General features: G+C 57.0%; 17 protein-coding genes. 12 read left to right on the top strand and 5 right to left on the bottom strand.

What is annotated here, in order from left to right:
• Positions 1-147 precede the first annotated feature (147 nt).
• The 3 genes from FAES_RS02070 (at position 148) to FAES_RS02060 (ending at position 2,360) form a co-directional block, all read left to right on the top strand.
• Positions 148-1,086 carry a hypothetical protein gene (locus FAES_RS02070; RefSeq protein ID WP_015329531.1) on the top strand — a complete coding sequence of 313 codons (939 nt, stop codon included), beginning with the start codon at positions 148-150 and terminating at the stop codon, positions 1,084-1,086.
• A 112-nt stretch (positions 1,087-1,198) separates the two neighbouring features.
• Positions 1,199-2,068 (top strand): SPFH domain-containing protein, encoded by an 870-nt coding sequence (locus FAES_RS02065; protein WP_015329530.1) that lies wholly within the window; start codon positions 1,199-1,201, stop codon positions 2,066-2,068.
• 100 nt (positions 2,069-2,168) lie between these two features.
• Positions 2,169-2,360, top strand: coding sequence for a type II toxin-antitoxin system antitoxin (locus FAES_RS02060; protein ID WP_015329529.1), 192 nt, complete (start codon positions 2,169-2,171; stop codon positions 2,358-2,360).
• Here the strand turns inward: FAES_RS02060 and FAES_RS02055 are convergent.
• Together FAES_RS02055 and FAES_RS02050 are read right to left on the bottom strand one after the other, a co-directional pair.
• On the bottom strand, positions 2,354-3,019 hold the full coding sequence (locus FAES_RS02055) for a hypothetical protein (protein ID WP_015329528.1): 666 nt from the start codon (positions 3,017-3,019) through the stop codon (positions 2,354-2,356). The two genes, FAES_RS02060 and FAES_RS02055, sit on opposite strands and share 7 nt — an antisense overlap.
• A 329-nt stretch (positions 3,020-3,348) precedes the next feature.
• Positions 3,349-4,116, bottom strand: coding sequence for a type III pantothenate kinase (locus FAES_RS02050; protein WP_041257384.1), 768 nt, complete (start codon positions 4,114-4,116; stop codon positions 3,349-3,351).
• A gap of 291 nt (positions 4,117-4,407) precedes the next feature.
• On the opposite strand from FAES_RS02050, the gene bshA reads away from it, so the two are divergent.
• The 3 genes from bshA (at position 4,408) to FAES_RS02035 (ending at position 7,739) form a co-directional block, all read left to right on the top strand.
• Positions 4,408-5,550 carry an N-acetyl-alpha-D-glucosaminyl L-malate synthase BshA gene (gene bshA, locus FAES_RS02045; RefSeq protein WP_015329526.1) on the top strand — a complete coding sequence of 381 codons (1,143 nt, stop codon included), beginning with the start codon at positions 4,408-4,410 and terminating at the stop codon, positions 5,548-5,550.
• A gap of 69 nt (positions 5,551-5,619) precedes the next feature.
• Positions 5,620-6,969, top strand: a complete 1,350-nt coding sequence (locus FAES_RS02040) for an NAD(P)/FAD-dependent oxidoreductase (protein ID WP_015329525.1) — start codon at positions 5,620-5,622, stop codon at positions 6,967-6,969.
• Positions 6,970-7,109: 140 nt separating this feature from the next.
• The gene (locus tag FAES_RS02035; protein ID WP_015329524.1) at positions 7,110-7,739 is read left to right on the top strand and encodes a sterol desaturase family protein; all 630 of its coding nucleotides are present in this window, start codon (positions 7,110-7,112) and stop codon (positions 7,737-7,739) included.
• 110 nt (positions 7,740-7,849) lie between these two features.
• On the opposite strand, the gene FAES_RS02030 is transcribed toward FAES_RS02035, so the two are convergent.
• Complete coding sequence (locus tag FAES_RS02030; protein WP_041257383.1) at positions 7,850-9,523, bottom strand: hypothetical protein; 1,674 nt, start codon at positions 9,521-9,523, stop codon at positions 7,850-7,852.
• Positions 9,524-9,567: 44 nt separating this feature from the next.
• Positions 9,568-10,830, bottom strand: coding sequence for an AGE family epimerase/isomerase (locus FAES_RS02025; protein WP_015329522.1), 1,263 nt, complete (start codon positions 10,828-10,830; stop codon positions 9,568-9,570).
• A 295-nt stretch (positions 10,831-11,125) separates the two neighbouring features.
• Between FAES_RS02025 and FAES_RS02020 the strand changes: the two genes are divergently transcribed.
• From FAES_RS02020 to FAES_RS02010, 3 genes are all read left to right on the top strand, one after another.
• Positions 11,126-11,821 (top strand): RNA ligase family protein, encoded by a 696-nt coding sequence (locus FAES_RS02020; RefSeq protein WP_015329521.1) that lies wholly within the window; start codon positions 11,126-11,128, stop codon positions 11,819-11,821.
• On the top strand, positions 11,818-12,945 hold the full coding sequence (locus tag FAES_RS02015) for an AAA family ATPase (RefSeq protein WP_015329520.1): 1,128 nt from the start codon (positions 11,818-11,820) through the stop codon (positions 12,943-12,945). The genes FAES_RS02020 and FAES_RS02015 overlap by 4 nt, the downstream gene beginning before the upstream one ends.
• Before the next feature lie 207 nt (positions 12,946-13,152).
• Positions 13,153-14,112, top strand: coding sequence for a 1-phosphofructokinase family hexose kinase (locus tag FAES_RS02010; protein WP_015329518.1), 960 nt, complete (start codon positions 13,153-13,155; stop codon positions 14,110-14,112).
• 188 nt (positions 14,113-14,300) lie between these two features.
• Here FAES_RS02010 and FAES_RS30700 read toward each other — a convergent pair whose 3' ends face one another.
• Positions 14,301-14,423, bottom strand: a complete 123-nt coding sequence (locus tag FAES_RS30700) for a hypothetical protein (RefSeq protein WP_015329517.1) — start codon at positions 14,421-14,423, stop codon at positions 14,301-14,303.
• A gap of 114 nt (positions 14,424-14,537) precedes the next feature.
• Here FAES_RS30700 and FAES_RS02005 point away from each other — a divergent pair, with 114 nt between their 5' ends.
• The 3 genes from FAES_RS02005 (at position 14,538) to FAES_RS01995 (ending at position 19,701) form a co-directional block, all read left to right on the top strand.
• Positions 14,538-16,253, top strand: coding sequence for a tetratricopeptide repeat protein (locus tag FAES_RS02005; protein ID WP_229364407.1), 1,716 nt, complete (start codon positions 14,538-14,540; stop codon positions 16,251-16,253).
• A gap of 168 nt (positions 16,254-16,421) precedes the next feature.
• Positions 16,422-16,625, top strand: coding sequence for a hypothetical protein (locus FAES_RS30285; RefSeq protein WP_041257382.1), 204 nt, complete (start codon positions 16,422-16,424; stop codon positions 16,623-16,625).
• 34 nt (positions 16,626-16,659) lie between these two features.
• Entirely contained in the window at positions 16,660-19,701 is a 3,042-nt protein-coding gene (locus tag FAES_RS01995; RefSeq protein WP_041257381.1) for an FG-GAP-like repeat-containing protein, read from the top strand.
• The last annotated feature ends 46 nt before the right edge of the window (positions 19,702-19,747 follow it).

Genomic DNA, 19,747 nt, shown 5'->3' with positions numbered 1-19,747 from the left:
AGAGGTGCAAAAGTACGTCAGAATTAGCTATGCGCCTTCTGTAAGGGTCGGCGGATTGTTGAGCCGCTCCCAACGCCACTTGTCCAGATTGGCTGGTTACAAACGCGGTGCCTCCTTTGCTTTGCGCTTACAGACTGACCTATTTCTATGACCTGGACATCCACGCAACAGGAAAACCTCCTTACGCTCATCCGCCGCCGGGGTGAGCGCATCGCGTTAGCGCAACAACTCGCCACGCTCACCAAGACGATCGAGAAACAACGTACCCAGCAGGCCGCTCTATACGAACGGTGGAGCCATGAACAAGCCGACGTCGACCGGCTGGAACGACTAAGCTGGGCCTCGATCTATTATAACCTGCTTAACCGCCACGACGAGCAACTGACCAAAGAACAGGCTGAAGCCCAGCGCGCCCGCCTCGACTACGATGCGATCAACGCTGAGGTTGAGGCCCTAACGCAGCAGCTAGCGGCGCTACAGACGCGGTTAGCGACCTACGCGGATGTTGAATCGGCGTACACGCAGCTGATGCAGGACAAAAAGCAGGCCGTTCAGGAACAGCAGGATACGGCCTATCAGCGGCTGGCTGATGCGCTTACCACAGCTGAACAGCAGGTAACCGAACTGACCGAAGCGCGGCAGGCGGGTCGGCAGGCCGCTCATGAAGTGGAGGCACTCATCCGATTGATCGGGGATGCGCACAGGCTGGGTAACTGGGACATGTTCACCAGTTCGTCATTGCTGTCGGCGATGAAGTACGGCAAGCTAGACGACGTCCGCGATCAGTCTCAGCGGGTGGCGTACGGTGTAAACCGGTTCCGGTCAGAACTGGCCGATGTACATCAGCAGCTGCACGGCGAGTGGACGTTTGACGATGGACTGACGCGGTTCGTGGATATCTTCTTCGACAATGTGTTCACCGACTTTTCGGTCCAACGGCGCATCGAGAAAGCACAAACCAACGCCCAGCAGCTACAGGCGCAACTCGGTCAGGCGCTGGATGCGGTTACTAAGCAGCACGAAACGGCCATCGCCGATCAAACACAACGTACCCACGCTCTCCGAACGTACCTGGAACAGGCCTGAACGTTCCCGGCGACCACTCAACCAATAAACAGCCCGCTGGTCTAGAAAGCAGCGGGCTTTCTGGTTTTATGTGCTAGTATTGTGCTATCAAAATGATAACAATTTCTGAACCATGAACGAGAAAAATCTTACCTCTATTTCGGGCTATCTGGCCCTGTTGATTGGCTTGCTGGCCTTTATTGCTGGCCCCATTCTGGTTATATCCGGTGTGGTTACGGCCAACGTTGGCTTGGGCATCTTTGGTGGCCTCCTGTTTATTGCTGGCCTTATCACGCTCACCGGCCTGTCGGTCATCAATCCCAACGAGGCGGTAGTAACCACATTTTTCGGCGATTATACCGGGACCATGAAACAGAATGGGCTGCGGTGGGTAAACCCGTTTTACTCGAAAAAGAAGATCAGCCTGCGTGCCCGCAACCTGAACGGCCAAACCCTGAAGGTGAACGACAAGATGGGTAACCCCATCGATATCGCGGCGGTGGTGGTGTGGCAGGTGGCCGACACGGCCAAAGCGCTGTTTTCGGTCGACGACTATACCCTGTTCGTGCAGATTCAGTCGGAAGCCGCCGTGCGGCATCTGGCCAACTCACACGCCTACGACAATTCAGAAGACGAAGACGCCGACGTAACCCTGCGCGACAATACGGGCCGGATCAACGACGTGCTCGAAACGGAGCTAAACGAACGCTTGCAGCGGGCCGGTGTAACGATCATCGAAGCGCGGATCAGCCACCTGGCTTATGCGCCCGAAATTGCCGGCGCTATGTTGCAGCGGCAGCAGGCATCGGCGGTAGTGGCGGCCCGCAAACAGATTGTGGACGGCGCCGTTGGGATGGTCGAGATGGCCCTGGCCCGCCTGGCCGAAAACAACGTGGTGACGCTCGACGAAGAACGAAAAGCCGCGATGGTCAGTAACCTGCTCGTGGTGCTCTGCGGCGAGAAAAACGTCAGCCCGGTCGTCAACGCCGGATCGCTTTACTAAAAGCAGGGGGCAGAGGGTTTGGGGCGGGGAATGTTTGCTGACAGATACTTCTATCTGAGCAAACACCCCCGCCCCAAGCCCTTAGCCCCCGCCCCCTTTTATGGCAGAAAAAAAAGGATTCCTGTTGCGGCTGAACCCGGAGATGCTGGCCGAGCTGGAACGATGGGCGCAGGATGAATTCAGGAGTGTAAACGGACAGATTGAATACCTGCTCAACGAAGCCCTCAAAAAGCAGCGGCGCGGCAAAAAAGGAAGCGAGCCACCCCCAACCGACCCGACAACCGATCAATAGGCCCCCAGGCTGGTGGTGGGCTTATTGGCCTGCGCCGGGTTGTACTCACGCAGATAATTGTAGTGGTTGATCAGCATCAGTCGGGCTACCGTCAGGGAGGGGTCAAGCTGGCGAAGGGTGATGTATTCGGTTAGCTGCGGGCGGTACTCGTTGAGCATCTGTGGCCAAATCGACAACTCAAACGCTTGCAGGTCGGAAATCGCACCGTTGGTATCAATGACGAAGTATACGAAGTTATCCAGGTCTTTTATGAGCTCAACGTCATCCTGGTACAACGACGGCCGGGTGATTTTGATAAGCTCTTTGGTGTGGCGCAACCGACGGTAAACGGTGTAATGGCCGAGGGTGCACTCTTCCAGAAAAACAGGGCGCGTCAGTTCCGACGCCGTAGGGATCTCGATGGCATCGAACTTACGTAACGTATTCAGAGAGACATCGAAATAGGCAAACGAGTCGACTTTATAGGCTGAATAGGCCTTCGTGGTGCCATCGGCGGCACGTACCTGAAGCACTTCGGCTTTCCAATTGTAGCTAAGCTGACCATTTATCACCTGACCAGTCGATAAGACGACGTGACCGTTGTTCCAGACGGGTTGGCTGGCGCGCGCATCGAGGCACAGGCCGGCCGCGATGAGGCTAATCCATATAAACGTTTTCATGGGCGTTGAGTGGATGAACGCTATACAGCAGGCGGCCACCCGGCCAACGCTGTTTCATCCTGTATCAACAACCGATAGGAATTCTATGCCAGAGATTATTGCGTCGGGCTCTGAACATAGTTCTGTACAATGGTGACCGTGAATTATTATATCTTCTGACGCCGATCCGATTACCCGGCCTCACATTTGGGCGTTTGCAGAGCTAATCTGCCCATAAGCTATTCGTTGTCAGCCTGTTGATGACCACAAAAAGGGTAAAAAAATCCACAGCGCTACGCAGTTAACTCGTAGCACTGTGGATAGCTACTAACTGAGGTAAGGCCGCTCGATTAGCTGCGGGCATATTCGCCGATGAGCCGGATGCCATCGAGGGTCAAGGATGGAATAACATCGACAAAGTGGGGGTGCAGACTCGGAATGGCTTTCGACAAACCACCCGTTGCTACCACGATGCAGTCGGTGTCGAGTTCCCGCCGGATATGGTCGATCATGCCCAGGACCAGCCCTTCATACCCGATCACGATCCCCGCCTGAATGGACTGCATCGTGTTCTGGCCCAATACTGATTTGGGTTCTTCGATGGGTACTTCGGGCAGTTGCGCCGTGTTGGCAAACAGCGACTTGATGGCCGTTCGCAGGCCGGGTGCAATGGCGATACCGGCAATGGTACCGTCGGCTTTAACGGTCGTGAAGGTCAGCGCGGTACCAAAATCAACCACCACGCAGGTTTGCCGGTAGCGCATGTGCGAGGCAACGGCATTAGCAACCAAGTCGGAGCCGATCTCCTGGGGCCGCAACACCTTTACGGGTAGCTTAGGATACACGGGCGGCCCCACCACCACTGGCTCTTTCGCAAGCAGTTCTTCCATCGCCTCGCAGAGCGTCGACGTCAAGGCGGGCACCACGCTGCTGATCGTAGGGTTCTGCACCTGATCGATCGGGATTTTGGCTTCCTGAAGCCATACCTGCAAGATCGTCCGGTAAAAGCTGATGGGTTGGGCCGGATGGCTGGGCGTTCGCCAGATGTGCCGCCAGACGTTATTGCTGTGAATACCAAACACTACGTCGGAGTTGCCGATGTCGATAGTAAGTGTCAAAATAGGTAGCGATAAAGGTGAAGGCGCGAGGGTGACCAACGCCGATCAATCGGGCTGCAAGTTCTGCATTGGTTGGGTACGTTGGGCATGGAAGGGGGCGCATAAATTTTTGTCGTCAACCTTACAGTGTTAGCTAACCGCTGGCTGCCAGGAAATCAGGTTGTCAGCCGCCCCGATTGCCCCTGCCGGGTCTGGAAAAGGCTACTTCCCGGACGAATGCCCGCCATCGCACAACCTTTTAGGCGGGTTTAGGTGTTGTGGCATAGACCGCCCCAAACGCGGCCCGCACGAATGAAAATCGGTATCGTTTGTTATCCCACCTTTGGCGGTAGTGGCGTGGTAGCCACGGAGTTGGGCAAAGCACTAGCCAAAAATGGCCATCAGGTGCACTTCATTACCTATCAGCAGCCGCCCCGCCTCGATTTTTTTAACGAAAACGTTTTTTACCACGAAGTCAACATTCCGTCGTATCCGCTGTTTCAGTATGCCCCCTACGAGTCGGCACTGACGAGCGCGATGGTCAACGTGGTGCTCAACGAAAACGTCGATCTGCTCCACGTCCATTACGCGATTCCGCACGCCTCGGCTGCCTATATGGCCAAAATGGTGCTGAAAGCGCGCGGCCGTACCACACCCGTCGTCACGACCCTCCACGGCACTGACGTGACGCTGGTCGGGAAGGATGCCTCCTACGAGCCCGTGGTTACGTTCAGTATTAACGAGTCGGACGGCGTCACGGCGGTATCGGAAAACCTGAAGCAGGAAACCTTCGCGCATTTCGAGATTCGGCGGCCGATCGAGGTGATTCCGAACTTCATCGACCTCTCGCGGTTTCAGCGGCAGCAGAAAGAGCACTTCAAACTGGCAATCTGCCCCAACGGCGAAAAACTGGTGGTCCACACCTCCAACTTCCGCCGGGTCAAACGCATCGACGACGCCGTGATGACGTTCTACCACCTGCGCGAACAGATGCCGGTGAAACTGTTGCTGGTGGGCGACGGCCCCGAGCGGGTACGTATCCAGGGCCTTTGCCGCGAACTGGGCATTATGGACGACGTGCGGTTTCTGGGTAAGCTCGACGCCGTAGAAGAGGTGCTGTCGGTAGCCGACCTGTTTCTGATGCCCTCCGAAAATGAAAGCTTCGGACTGGCGGCGCTCGAAGCGATGGCCTGCGAGGTGCCCGTTATCTCATCCAACGCCGGTGGCCTGCCCGAACTGAACGTACAGGGCGTATCGGGCTTCCTGAGTAACGTTGGCGACGTACCTGACATGGTGAAAAACGCCCTGTTTGTCCTCGACGACGCCAACCTGCCCACGTTCAAGGCCAATGCGCTGGCTCGGGCCAAGGAGTTTGAGTTGTCGAACATCCTGCCGAAATACGAAGCCTATTACGAACAGGTTTTGCAGGAATCAGCCGTATTGAATGAACAATGAGCGATATATACGGTATAATGCTCGAAGCCTCGCGCAGGAAGTGTACCTTGTTCATGTAGCGTAAAAGCAATGAATCCAAACATACCCAACACGGATCGGAAGCGCGTCGTTATTATCGGCGCTGGTTTTGGCGGGATCAACCTGGCCCGTGGTCTGGCCAATCGGCCGGAGTTTCAGGTCGTACTGATCAACAAGCACAACTACCACGAGTTTCAGCCGCTGTATTACCAGGTAGCCACGGCGGGGCTCGAGGCAAGTTCGATTCTGTTCCCGTTGCGGGCGGCGCTGGGCAACAACCCCAACGTGCACATCCGGGTCACGTGCATGACCAATATCCGGGCCGAGGAAAAAATCATCGACACCGACATCGGGCCCATCCCTTACGACTTTCTGGTGCTGGCGATGGGGGCCGATACCAATTTCTTCGGTCAGCAGAACATCATCGACCGCGCCCTGCCCATGAAATCGGTGCAGGAAGCCATTGCGTTGCGCAATCGGTTCCTGCAGAATTTCGAAGAAGCGCTGAGCGTCGAAACGGCCGAGGAACTAGACGGCCTGATGGACGTGGTGGTGGTGGGTGGCGGTCCAACCGGCGTTGAGCTGTGTGGTACGCTGGCCGAAATGCGCAAGACCGTACTGCCCCGCGATTACCCCGAGCTTGACTTTAAAGGCATGGACATCCACCTGATCGAGTCGGGTGGGGAACTGCTGGGGCCGATGTCCAAGGAATCGCAGGATCATTCGCTCGCTTACCTGCGGGAGCTGGGGGTAGATGTCCGGCTGAACACACGCGTGAAAGATTTCGACGGGAAGTATGTCTACATGAACGACGGCACGAGCCTGCGCACCAACAACCTGATCTGGGCGGCGGGCGTAAAAGCCAACACACCCAACGGCATCCCGGCGGAGGCCGTGGGCCGCGGCGGTCGGCTGATCGTGAACCGGTTCAATCAGGTGCAGGGCTTCACTGATATCTTTGCCATTGGTGACCTGGCTGCGATGGCCGAAGGCGAAACCTGGCCCAACGGGCATCCGCAGGTAGCCCAACCGGCCATTCAGCAGGGTAAGCTGCTCGCCCAAAACCTGACGCGGCTGGTCCGGGGTGGGCAGATGGTCGAGTTTACGTACAACGATCTGGGCTCCATGGCTACCATTGGCCGCGGGCTGGCCGTTGTCGATCTGTCATTTATCAAGTTTCAGGGATTCTTTGCCTGGCTTACCTGGTTGTTCGTTCACCTGATGGCCATTCTGGGCGTGAAAAACAGATTACTGATTTTTATCAACTGGATGTGGAATTACCTCACTTATAATCAATCATTGCGGTTGATTATCAAGCCTAAACTGCCGAAGGCTCCATTGGACGTTCCCAAGGAACGATTAAACGATTCGGTGGAAGTGGCGGCTGTGAAGACTGTTTAGTCAATTTGGTTGACTTTTTGTTCGATACAGAAACCCCTTTTGCGTTATTTTTGTCATGTGATCGCGTACGTGGCTGGGAACACAGCCCGCACCGTCCGAAAGTTTGAGTCGCATTTAATACAACCCAACGTCTAAAAACTATGCAAGTTGACGATTATAAAAAAGCACACTCAAGGCCCAAAAACAACGGAACAAAGCAGCTTTTTGACAATCCGATCTTGGAGGCTTTGTCAAGAACCCACATTCTTGTCCCTATCGGCATGTGGCTGGTTTTGTCGGTTTTCTTAGGGTGGTATGCGTTTACGTATACCGACATGAGTTCGGGCTACATTGTTGCCCTGTTTGGGATGGGACTTTTCGTGTTCACCATCTTTGAGTACGTATTGCACCGGTATCTGTATCACCTGGAGCCAACGACCCCGCGCCGGGCCAAAATCCAGTATACCTTCCATGGCGTTCACCACGAATACCCCAAAGACAAAACCCGGCTAGCTATGCCGCCGGCGTTGGCCATCTTTGTGGCGGGTGCCTTTTTCGCCCTGTTTTTCCTGCTGATGGGCGAAGCGGCCTACGCTTTCTTCCCTGGTTTCCTGGTAGGTTATTCGGGCTATCTGGCCGTGCACTTTATTGTACACGCCTACGCACCGCCGAAGAACTTCTTCAAGCAACTCTGGATCAACCACAGCGTACACCACTACAAAAATCCCGAAAGCAACTACGGCGTATCGACGCCCATGTGGGATTACATCTTTGGTTCATTCCAGAAGTAAACGGGTTTTATACAGCAAAAAGGGAGGTCGTTGTCGGCCTCCCTTTTTTGTTGCTGCCAACTAATTTTTATCAGGTTTAGCAAATTACAGCCGGTGGCTCCTATGGCCAATTATTTCAACACGTCATTGATTTGATCGATCAGCTTGGGGAAATCGTCGGGTGTGGGCAACAGCGCCGCTCGTTTGTAAACTTTTCCCTGCGGGGTAACGAGGCGAACGGGGTTCTGATCATAGAGCGTCAGCGTACCCACGAGCGCGTTGCTCTGGGCATCGCTGAGGCGCAGGTGATCGCCACGCAGGCGGTTGCGCACGATGGATTCCAGCCAGATGTCTTCGTCAATATCACCCATTGCCAGATACAGCAGCGTTACGTCGCGGCTATCAAACACATCGAGAAGCCGTTGGGCATCGCGGGCCAGAAGCCGGCCGTTTTCCTGCGTGGGCGACCACATCACCACGTAAATAGCCTTGCCCCGGTTGCGGTCGACGGCGTTTTTAAACAGTTCATCGCCCCCCCGGAACGTACCGGTGGTTACATAGATACCATCGGTAATAGGCCCGTAGTTAACGCCCGTGCGTTTCTCGATGACCCGGTACTGGGTACGTGCCTGACGTACCCGCGCAGTGTCGGCCAACGCCTGATTGACCACCTCGGTGAACGACTGCCGTAGCAACGGACTGCCAATCTGGGGGCGGATGTAATCGCCCAGAAAATGAACGAGTTGCAGCGTCGCCTGGGGAATCGCCGAGGTCAGCAGGTAGGCTTTGAGGTAATCGATGGTCGTGCTGTCAAATTTGGGTCGCGCCGACTGGATCGATTGCTCGAACACCAGGAGCCGGTTGAGCGTATCCGGGTTGCGCTCCATCAGGCGGGACAGGTAGCGGACCTCGGCGGTTTTGGCGGCGCCCGTTTCGCGCATGGCGGCTAGCCGCTCCTGATCATCGGCGGTGAGGTTGCGGCCATATTTACTAAGCAGCGACGCCAGCAGCTGAATCCGAACGGCCCGATTGCCCGTTTCCTGACTCATGCGCGCGACCGCATAGGCCCCCAACCGACTGTACGCATTGGCGCGGGCAGGCGTCAGGATCGCGTTGCTGGGCGTCATCATTGTTTTGTACAGATCCGTCGATAGCGTCTGCCCGGAGTTGATCAACTGATCAAGCACAAACGCGGCGGCATCGTACTGCGCGTTGGTACGTACCCAGTCGCGCACCAGGGGGAACACCTCGCGCCCGCCTGCAAACGGCTCATAGGGCGTCAGAAAAATGGCAACCAGTTGTTGATACGTCTGGGCCAGACTGGTGGCGTTCTGCGCCCGCCGGATTGCCCGGTCGCGTTCGCCTTTGTTAGCTTTTTGCCGGGCCGTAACGGCGGCTTCATACTGCGCGTGTTGTTGGTTCACCTGCGCATTGACACCCCCAAACCGAAACGGTACAGTTGCTACAAAGAGCGAATCATTCTCCGCCTCCACCGTGAGCGAACCCGCTGCGGCCAGAAACGCTACTGTCGCCGACCGGTCGCCTCCGCCAAGTTGCAGCGTCATTTCTTCGAGCGGGTAAATAATCGGAATCGCCACGCGAAACCGGCCGTCGGGCTGCAACGGTGCCAAGAAGGCCTGCTCAGAACCACCCCGAACGGCGTTCGTGCGGGCTATGACCACGTTGGGTGACTGCCGATAGAGCCGTGCCGATAGGTGTTTGATTTGCCCGGAAACGATAACCGAATCGGTTTGGGCAAAGCCGGTGAGCGGTAAGAGGAAAAGCAGATATAGGAGTCGACGCATAAAAGGCAAGGTAGGAGTAAGGCCAACCAAGTTACAAACCAGGGTCATACATTGGATGTTAACCGTTGTGCGCTGATGGGTTGAAGCCGCGCGCACTGATCAAGGTGCTGCCAAGTGTCGGCCAGCCCGCGCACCAGGGCATAACAGCCTTCGTCGGCCGTTGTTTTAAGCAGGGTGACAGGCTGATGGTGGGCCGACAGCGCCAAGTGCCAGGCAGGGCCGTTGGTATCGGGAAAATGCTGGAAGGTATAATCGGCAATACGCCGCAGCCAGCGGGGGGCTTCCGGGTGGCGCGTATGCCAGTAGCCGTTGGCCAGTGCCGACAGCGCCAGCACGTGGTCACCCGCCACGCGGTTGGTGGCGTTGGGGGCCGTCAGCGGCTGGCCTTTCCAGTCGAGGTAGCGGGGCAAGCCAGGTACGTTGCCCTCGGCCGACAGCTCGCCCCGGCCCGGAGCCGCCTCGGGCCAGGCCCATTGGCAGAGCCGCAGACACCAGTTGGTGGCCTGAAGGGTCAGTTTACGGTTACTGAGCAATGTACTGACGTCGATCAGGAGGGCGGCCGTTTCCATCGTCAGGCCTGGGCTGACGCGCCGGCCAGCGGGCGTGTTGTTGAACGCGCCACCCACGCCCACATGATCGCGCAACAGGTCGTGGCGTTTATCGAGAAACTCGTTCAGGATTTCGTCGAGCAGCGGTTCGGTCGCTTCTTTCCAGTCGGCTACGTCGAACAGCGGCCGGGCGTCGAGCAGGGCGCGGAGCAGCGCCACTGGCTGGGCCAGATACCGCAGCGGCTGCGGTTCGTCGGCGGGGGCCAGGGCGGCGGCTTCGCGTTCGGTCTGGTAGTAGCGCAGCGCCATCTGAAGCGTTTGCTTGGCCAGCATCGCCCATTGGTCGTCGGCGGTGGCCACATGCACCAGCGCATACGCCGACGCTACGCGGCTGCTCGTAATGGGGTCGTTCAGCAGCGGGCCCTGCTGCGGCGCGACGGGCTGCCCCGTTCGGCTAAGTTGTGTGTAACAGGCCATGCGGGCCGTATGGGCATACTGCGCCAGAAAATCGGCCCCGTGCAGCGCATGATCGAGCCAGTCGGACTGGGCGTCGATGGCCGTGTAGAGATAGGCAAAGGCCCACACCTGTTCGGCCTGCCGGGCCGTGCGCTTGTCGGCGTCGAGCGGGGTACCGGTGGGCGTAAGGTAATCAAAATAGCCCCCACACGGACTGTCGCAGGCATATTGGAGCCAAAACGGCACCAACTGCTCCACCAGCGCGTGTTGACATTGGGTCGCTATCTTATGAAAATCGAGCAAAGGCAGGTCGGGTCAAGCCTCGCCGTGCCGAGACGAAGAGGCAAACACCAAAGATCGTTCGAGAAGCGGAGCAATGCCAGTATGCAAGCGGATTTACGGCTTTGATGGCACAGTAGCCTCCCAAGGCTGATGACCAACGATCAACTCTTTTTTTACCTTTGCTAGGCAGAACACACCTAATGCGTTCACATAGTACTTGAAAAGCCATGTAATGCCGTCCGACATGCTGAATTGCTAGTGAGCCTCTTTTCCCAAGAGGCCGTGTCAGGATTGTATTACCTAATTTTTTAGAAAAATGGCTTTATCAGAAAAATACGGGCGAACGTACCATTATCCCTTTTCGCCCGGCACGACCAGCGACGACCGGATCAACCACCAGTTTGCTGATGATCTGCGGTCGATCACGCAACTTATTCATACCGAAAAGCTTGATGGCGAAAACAATTGCCTGAATCGCTACGGGGTGTTTGCCCGGTCGCACGCGTCCCCTACGGTTTCGCCATGGACAAACACCATCCGGCAGCGGTGGCAACTTATTCGTCACGATTTGGGGGATCTGGAGGTTTTTGGCGAAAACCTCTATGCGATTCACTCCATTGCTTACCCGAGGCTGCCTGAACACTTCTTCGTGTTTGGTATCCGGGAACAAGGAATTTGGCTATCGTGGGAAGAAACAGAGTTTTACGCCAGATTGCTCGACTTTCCAACGGTGCCGGTACTGTCCCATTCGGATAGTGTACTGCAGCCGGCAGTGATTGAAGCAGAAGTGCTGGCATTGGCTGCCCAGCCCAGCGTGTTTGGGTCGGTCGAGGCAAGCACCGGTGCGCCCTGCACGCGTGAGGGCGTCGTTTCGCGTTGTGCCCATGCGTACACGACTGCCGCGTTTCCCCACCGTGTGTTTAAATACGTCCGCAAAGGCCACGTTCAGACAAGCGAGCACTGGACACGTACCTGGCAGCGGGCACCACTCATTAGTGAAGCAAATGTATGACACACTGGCAATTGACTACACATACCGACTGGCCCGATCTGCTGCGCCAGTTTGACTGGGTACGCCATATGCAGGGCGTGCCCCAGGATTCGATTCACCATGCCGAAGGCGATGTAGCAACCCACACACGCATGGTGCTGGAAGCGCTCGCTGCCTTGCCAGGCTATCAGGTGCTCGCTGCTGACGAACAGGCCATACTTTGGGCGGCGGCGTTGCTTCACGATGTAGAGAAGCGCTCAACGACGGTGTTCGAACCCGACGGTCGAATTACGTCGAGAGGGCACGCTCGAAAAGGAGAATATACCGCCCGGTTGATACTCTACGACGCGTTACCAGCCCCCTTTGTTATCCGCGAAGCCATTGCCAAGCTGGTGCGCTATCATGGATTGCCACTGTGGTTGTTTGACAAAGAGAACCCCTATCAGGCACTGCTCAAAGCCAGTTTGGAGGTTAACACAAGGTGGTTGGCGCTACTAGCTCGTGCCGACGTGCTGGGGCGAGTTTGCAATGATCAGGCGGAGATGCTTTACCGGATTGATCTGTTTGAGGCCTTCTGCCAGGAGCAGCGGTGTTATGGTAACCCTTACGCCTTTGCGTCGGAGATCACCCGGTTTCAGTATTTCAGACGAGACGACGTAGCCCCTGATTACGTGCTGTATGATGACACCGAAACCGAGGTTTTACTGCTGAGCGGCTTGCCGGGCGCAGGCAAGGATTTTTATATCCTGACGCATTATCCCGACTGGCCGGTCGTCAGCCTGGATGGTATCCGGCGTCGGCTGGGCGTCGATCCAACCGACCGGCGGGCCACCGGGCGTGTAGTGCAGGAAGCCAAAGAACTGGCGCGCAGCTATCTGCGAAAACGGCAGCCGTTCGTGTGGAACGCGACCAACATTACTTACACGATGCGGTCACAACTGATTGATCTCTTCGTGACGTACCGGGCGCGCGTGACGATCGCATATGTGGAGGCGCCTGAGACACAACGTATGGCTCAGAATACCAACCGGCAGTACTCTGTCCCCGAACCGGTAGTGAGCCGGATGCTGTCGAAGCTGGACGTACCTGCGATTTGGGAGGCCCATGACGTTGTGTACGCCGTGACAGACCAGATTACCACTTAACAGCGATCCGTCGCCCCATCCCAGGTACGTTGGCAACGTACCTGGGATGGGGCGACGGATCGCTAAGGGCGAGTTTTGTTAGAGATACATTTTGCTGTAGTTCTGAATGCAATCATCAACCTGATGCCTGTTAGCCGGGTGGGTAACGGCGGTCATGGTGGGCTAGGTACGTTGTCGGCATCTTTGGTCAACTAAACGGTTGTTTCCATGATTGTTACGCTCACGCTCAACCCGGCTGTCGACATCAGCATGACGATTGATCGGCTGGTGCCCGAACATAAGCTGCACTGCTCCCAACCGCAGTACGACGCGGGCGGCGGCGGCATCAACGTCTCTAAAGCCATCCGTCGGCTGGGTGGGCAGTCGCTCGCGCTGTTCACGGTGGGCGGCGCGTCGGGCCACACGCTGGAGGCACTCGTCGAAGCCGAAGGGATTCATCATCAGCCCATTCGCCTGAGTGGCCTCACCCGCGAATGCTTTGTCGTGACCGAAACGACGACCAATCAGCAATACCGGTTCGGCACGCCCGGCCCAACGCTGACGCCCGACGAAGCCGCCGATTGCCTGGCGCACATCAACCGGCTCGACCCCCCGATCGACTACATACCCGTTGAGTACGTAGTGGCAAGTGGAAGCCTGCCACCCGGTTTGCCCACCGACTTCTATGCCCAACTGGCCCGCAAGGCGAAAGCGCACAACAGCCGGTTTGTGCTCGACACGGCGGGCGACCCGCTACGGGCGGCGCTGGAGGAAGGCGTTTTTATGATCAAGCCCAATCTGGGTGAACTGGCCCGGCTGGTCAACGCCGACCGGCTCGAAATGGATCAGATCACCGAAGCCGCTACGCAGCTGATTCGGCAGGGTAGCTGCCAGGTGGTGGTGGTGTCGCTGGGGCCGCGTGGGGCCATGCTGGTGGATGCCGCCGAGACGCTGTACGTGCAGGCACCACCCGTCAGGAAACAGAGTACGGTCGGTGCGGGTGACAGTCTGGTAGGGGGCATGGTCTATGCGCTGGCGCAGCAACGCTCCTATGCCGATGCCATTCAACTGGGTGTTGCCTGCGGTACTGCCGCGACGATGAACCCCGGTACCGAACTGTTTCACCGGGCCGACGTCGACCGCCTGCTGAACTGGATCAGGCAGCCCTACCCGGTCGAATCGATGTAGCCCCTTGACTTTCTACGTTTATCCAACGCTGTTACGATCGCCTTGTCGCCTGCCGACTATTCATTCAGAATTAGGCTAAAAGTGGCAATGCTTCATGCTCTGCAATATGCTGACTAGAGGAGGAGTGCGAAAGCCCGCGACGATTCGTCGCGGGCTTTTTAATTGACAATCGATACCGACTAAAACGCTCAGATGGCGATACCCCACGACCGATCACGGTTTGCTGATTCACTATATAAATCGCGGCTCGCCCACTGAATAGGAAGCAGGTACGTGCAGTCGATGAGCCGTCGGCTTAGCTGTGAGGGCACGGTTTTTGGTTCGATTATCCTATTTTTATACTCTACTTAGTAGACCATTAACACGCTGCCAACTTAATTCAGTACATGAAGAGCGTAAGGCTTCTCAGAAACGTATTCCTTTGCTTGGGCGGATTGCTGTTGGCCGGTTCCGGGCAGGCGCAGATCGACACCCTCTTCCGGTATCCACCCGATCAGCGCCTGTTCAAGCTCTGGCAACGCGCCATCTGGAAAGATGTCTGGGAAAGAAAACGCCTGACGCCCAACGACACCATACGGGTCTTTGCGGAACTGGATCGCCTGCGCGACGTTGCCCGGCAACAACAGGACGAGCGGCTCTACTGGACCGCCGACCTGCACAAACTGCTGGTACGGCACAACCTGGTCGATTATACCGGTCGGTTATCGACGGTGCTGGATGAGGCCGAACCGCACATGGATCAGTGCCCGGTGCCGGTGGTGAAAGCGTCGTACTGGCACATGCGGGGTATGTATTACTTCGGCGAGCAGCAATTCGATAAGGGTTTTCGCTGGCTGTTGCGGGCGCAGCAGGCCTTTAAACAAATCGGCTACCAGCACATCCCCGAAATCAACAAATACCTGACGGGGCTGGGCAGCCGGTACTACGCGTTCGACGAATACGACACCTTCCTGCGCTACATGGAAGAGGCGTTTCGCTACCCATTTTTGTCGAAACGGGAAGAACTGGCCAATTACAACAACACGGCGATGGTGTACCAGCGGCTGAAGAGCTATACAAAAGCCGAAGCTCTTTTCCAACGTGTCATAAACCAAGCAAAAAGCTACCACGATTCGACGTACGTAGGCATCGCCTCGAGCGGGCTGGGGCAGACACTGCTGTTGCGGGGGCAGGCACGGCGCGCCTTACCGTATCTGTACATCGGCTACCGGCTGTCGATGAACGAGGCGGCGGAGCGGTCGGCCGTGACAGCCCTTTATCTGGCAGAGGCCTTACTGACGCTGGATAGCACGGCCAAGGCCAAGAACTACATCGACCGGTCGGTCGGGATTGTGACACCCAACAAAGGCTGGGCCAATTACCCGCTGACCTATTATCAGGTGCAGACCGCTTACTTTAAGAAAACGGGCAACTATGCCCGCGCCACGTTGTATCAGGATTCGACACTCGCGCTCAAAGACTCACTGCGGGCTGTGTTCAGCAGCCAGGTACTGGCTAACTCAGCCATAAAAGTCAACGCCGAGCGGTATCTGTCCGAGCTGGCGCAGATTGAAGCCGAAAAAGCCAACGCAATTCATGTACGGAACATCATCATTATGGCATTGCTGTGCCTGACGGCGGCGGGCGTGTATGCACTCAACCAAAACCGACTCAAACGGCAGCGCGAGAAGCAGGTACAGGCCGAGCAGCAGAAACGGGCCGACGAATTGCTGGCGCATGCCACGGCCCAACTGAACCAGTATACCCGCCACCTGAAAGAAAAGAATGAACTGATCGAAAAACTGGCCGCTGGCCTGGAGCAGCCCTACGAGCCGGTGGTCAGTGCGGCGGCGGGGCCTGTAATGGTCGAGCACCTGATGCAGCAGGTTATCCTGACCGAGGCCGACTGGCAGCAGTTCAAACGGTTATTCGAGCAGGTGCACCCCGGCTTTTTCGAGACGCTGCACGCCCGTTTCCCCGCGCTTACCCCCGCTGAAATCCGGCTGTTGGCCCTGTCGAAGCTGGCCATTCCGTCGAAAGACATGGCCTTTGTGCTGGGCGTAAGTCAGGAGAGCATTCGCAAATCGCGCTATCGCCTGCGTAAAAAGCTCGAGTACCTCCGCCCCGATACTACGCTGGAGGGCCTGATCGATTCGCTGTAGCTCCCAAATAAGACTGGCTTGTAAACTGCTGAGTACGAACGTGTCTACGAACATACCCAGCCTGTTGTCTACGCCTTGTCCCGGCGCTTGTCCACGCCTTGTCCACGGTGTTACGTAGGCCTTTCGGGGGATGATCGTCTGCTTTGTATCAGGCTTACAGACCAACCCATGCCGTTCCTCTCGTCTTCGCTCGATGCCGACTACCGCCGTTGGCTGCTCAAACTGGTCGGCTTGCTACTGACCGCTGCCCTGCTGGCCAACGGCATCTGCCTGTACTATGCCTACAAGGTGCGGCAGCTGGAGCAACGGAGCCGGCTGTTGTTTGAACCGTCGCCCACGAAGTCATCTGATGAGGCAACGGTATCGTGGTAGTGTGCCACGCCTGCTACCCCCAATTCGCTACGTTATGCTAAAAACCGTTACGCATTCGTTCAGTCTGTTTTTGTTGAATCTGATTGTGCTACCCAGCTACCTCTACGCCCAGGCGCCGACATTGGGTACGTATCTAGATGCTACGATGATCAATGGGGGAGGGGCTGTGATTACTCCTAACGGGGCGCCAACCCGTACCAGCAGGCTCAATGTGTCAACGACGGCCAATTTCAGAGGGACGCTAGTGGGCGACCCCGCCACGGGTGTCGTGCAGGTCATGAACGCGCAGCCGACGGGCGTTTATTCGGTAACCGTTACCGGGTTGGGGGCGGGCACCGCTAAACGGGTCTTTACGCTAACGGTGGGGCGTGGGCCTGTCTGCTCAGAGGCGCCCATGGTTGTGACGGCTGAAGACGTAGGGGTTGGCGAGTTGGCATCGGCGATAGCCCTTGGCGACGTAAATAATGACGGTAACCTGGACTTGCTGACCGCCAATATTTTGGCAAACACGGTAACGGTCCGCTTGGGCGATGGAACTGGCCGCTTTACTGGCACCACCGACATCGCTGTAGGGGCGGGCCCCAGTGATGTCCAAGTGGGTGATATCAACAACGACGGGAAGCTGGATTTTCTGGCTGTCAACAGTTTCGGTAACTCTGTTTCGGTTCGGCTGGGCGATGGAACCGGCCAGTTTCGCCTAACCCAGGAAGTAAGCGTTGGTGTTGCCCCTCAGTCCATCGCGTTGGCAGATTTTAATAACGATGGTGCGCTTGATTTTGTCACGGCCAATACGGGCAACGTGTTTAGTCCGCCGTTTTTATCTGTGCGGATGGGAAGTGGTTTCGGCGAATTCATTGCGTATTCAAATGCCTCCATTCCCGGCCCAGCCCACCAGTATCCGGGCGCTAGCCATGTGGTCGTGTTGGATATCAACAAGGATGGCAACAGCGATTTTCTGGCTTCCAGCACAACCTATAACCGGGTGTTGGTTCGGCTGGGAAATGGCGTTGGCGGCTTTACGGCCATTCCCGACGTGGTAGTTGGCAGTGGCAGGCAATATCGGCTTGCCGTAGGTACGCTCAACAATGATAACATCCTTGATTTTGTGGCGGCTGATTACGACCAGTCGGTTATGCATGTGCAGGTGGGGGTTTTTGGCAACACGTTTGTCCATGCCAATACTATTAGTGTAGGCAAAGATGCCACCGATGTGGACCTGGGCGACTTTATGAATGATGGCAGTCTGGACGCCATTGCCTGTAGCGATTCCCTGCCTCAGTTGCTGTTGGGGACGGGAACGGGCTCATTCACCCCAACCTCCCTGTCGGTAGCCGCGACCCGTTCAGCCGCAACGGCGCTCGGCGACGTAAACAAGGATGGTCGCCTCGATATACTTACCGCCAGTTATGAAGGCCGTGTGGTCGTTCGGCTGGGTAGCTGTAACACCGCCCCCGTTGCCGTAGCCAACGCCAACCAGTCGGCCACGGTAGGGAGCGCCTTTTCGTACACCGTCAATGCCTTCACCGACGCGCATACGCCCAACTCGCTGACGTATTCAGCCAGTATCAGTCCGGCTAATGGCTTAACGTTCAACCCCACGACGCGGGTGATTTCGGGAATACCCACCGCGAGCGGTTCTTCCACCGTAACGGTGCGGGCGACTGATCCGGGAAGCCTGTCGGCCAGTACGGCCTTTACCATCACCGCCTGTCCGGGGTATACAGCAACGGTCAGCAGTAACCCGGCCTGCGTGAGTCAGCGCCTGACGCTGGGCGTGCAGGCTGCCAGCAGCTACCGCTGGCAGGGACCCGCGGGCTTTTCGTCGACGCAGCAGAACCCACCCCTCAGCCTCTCCAGTACCAACCAGAGCGGCATCTATTCCGTTACCGTCAGCAGCGGCGCCAACTGCATCGTCACGGCGTCGGTCAACCTGACCGTCAACGCGCCCAGCCCAGACTACACCGCACTGGCCGATTTGTACGCGGCCACAAATGGCACTGGCTGGGCCACGCGCACCAACTGGCTGGCTGGCTGTAACCCCTGCGGCTGGTATGGGGTGGGCTGCGATGGCAATGGCCGGGTAACGTCGTTGGTATTGGGAAATAATCAATTGAGTGGCAGCCTGCCCGCCAGCCTGAGTACCCTGACCAGCTTAACCACGCTCGCCCTGGATAACAATCAGCTGACCGGCAGTCTCCCCGATGGGCTACGTGCTCTGACCGGCCTGACGTCGCTGTCATTGGGCGGCAATCAGTTCTCGGGCACTATACCCGTTAGCCTGACGGCGCTGAGCAACCTGGAATCGCTCAACCTGGAAAGAAACCAGCTGACGGGATCGATGCCAGCGAACCTGGGTACGTTGCGTAAGCTCTCCTACCTGAACCTGAGTAGGAACCAGCTGACGGGTAGCCTGCCGGAAAGTCTGGCCACGCTGCCCAGCCTGACCACGCTCATCCTGAGCAATAATCGCCTGAGCGGCTGTATTCCGAACAGCTACTCGGCCTTGTGCGGAAAATCGGTAAACCTGACGCAGAACCCAGACCTGCCCGGTAGTGGCGATTTTGGTGCTTTCTGTGCCACGAGGACGGGAGGCTGTTCGGCACCCGTGGCCATCGTTCGGCAGCCTAACCCGAGCTATACCTTACCCGTTGGCGCTACACTGACCGTCAGTATTTCGGCCACGGGCGACGTGACGGGCTATCAATGGTATAAGAACGAAACGGCGCTGGCGGGCGCTACCTCAGCAACCCTAACGCTGCCCAGCCTGACAACCGCCAATGCCGGGACGTACAAAGTGCTCGTCAGTGGGCTGGCAAACAGCGTGTATTCGAATACGTTCACGCTGCAAGTCATACCAACGACGGGTACGGATCTGTACACGCTAAAAGATGGTGCCTGGAATGATGCCTCGATCTGGTCGCTCAACCGGGTGCCGACCAGTGCCGATTCGGTGGCGATCAAACACCTTGTAGACGTACCTGCCAATTACGAGGCGCAGGCCAGGCAGGTACGTTACGATCCGGGCCGACGACTCCGCTTCAATACCGCCAGTCGGCTACTGCTGGGTCAACGCTGATCAACAACTTTCCCATAAGGCGCATTGGGTTATCCTGAGTCAAACA

Origin of the sequence: Fibrella aestuarina BUZ 2 (genome assembly GCF_000331105.1) — a bacterium.
GTDB classification, from domain to species: domain Bacteria; phylum Bacteroidota; class Bacteroidia; order Cytophagales; family Spirosomataceae; genus Fibrella; species Fibrella aestuarina.
The sequence above is the reverse complement of the archived record's forward strand: the minus strand, read 5'-3'. Positions and strand labels throughout refer to the sequence as shown.